The sequence below is a fragment of the Vulcanisaeta sp. genome, from assembly GCF_049966235.1.
GTDB lineage: Archaea > Thermoproteota > Thermoprotei > Thermoproteales > Thermocladiaceae > Vulcanisaeta > Vulcanisaeta moutnovskia.
The window spans coordinates 1-746 of the sequence record NZ_JBMFVA010000066.1 but is presented as its reverse complement, the minus strand read 5'-3'; the positions used below and the strand labels follow the sequence as shown (position 1 = coordinate 746).

The window sequence follows — 746 nt, the reverse complement described above, 5'->3', positions numbered from 1 at the left end:
AATATTTGAAGTGAAAAGACTTAGGATAATTTTTCTAACAAAACATATTTCATTAATAGAAGCCTGTAAGCAAATAAAAAAGGATAACATTATTAAAGGTATTGAAGATGCGGATTTATCATTAAAATTATTTGGCATCGAAAATGGAAAAATTGCTGTTTCAGCATTAAATCCTCACGGTGGAGAAGGGGGGTTGTTTGGTGTTGAGGAAGTAAATGAAATAATTCCAGCAATAGAAGAATGTAAAAATAAATACAGTGTGTACGGCCCATTTCCTGCAGATTCAGTTTTTTATTTAGCTGCCAAAGGGAATTATGATATTGTTCTTTCACTTTACCATGATCAAGGCCATATAGCTGCTAAAATGTATGATTTTGAAAAAACAGTTAGTCTCAATGCAGGTATACCCTTTTTAAGAATTAGTGTAGATCACGGTACAGCATACGACATTGCTGGAAAAGGAATTGCAAATGAAATAAGTATGTTGGAATCAATAAAAAAATCCATAAAATATGCTAAAAAGTATAAGGAAAATTATAGAAAATTGTTCTAAGATTTTCTATATAAAAATTTTAGAACATAAATAGATATGATTGCCAATATAAAAAATATTGCAATTAGTGAATAACCTAAAATAAAGCTTCCTGTAAAGGTTTCAATAAAGCCAATTAAATATGGTCCTACAAAACCACCTAAATTACCAATCGAATTTATAAGACCTATACTTGTGGCTGCAGCCTCGGCAG

1 protein-coding gene and 1 pseudogene are annotated in these 746 nt (G+C 30.3%); one reads left to right on the top strand and one right to left on the bottom strand.

Going from position 1 to position 746, the window contains the following annotated elements; genetic code table 11:
* Positions 1–553, top strand: a 553-nt coding sequence (locus tag ACP5L5_RS11735; protein ID WP_428764009.1) for a 4-hydroxythreonine-4-phosphate dehydrogenase PdxA, incomplete at its 5' end; no start/stop codon positions are given.
* On the opposite strand, the pseudogene ACP5L5_RS11730 reads toward ACP5L5_RS11735, so the two are convergent.
* Positions 550–746, bottom strand: a pseudogene (locus ACP5L5_RS11730) (MFS transporter); the annotation flags it as partial. The gene ACP5L5_RS11735 and the pseudogene ACP5L5_RS11730 sit on opposite strands and share 4 nt — an antisense overlap.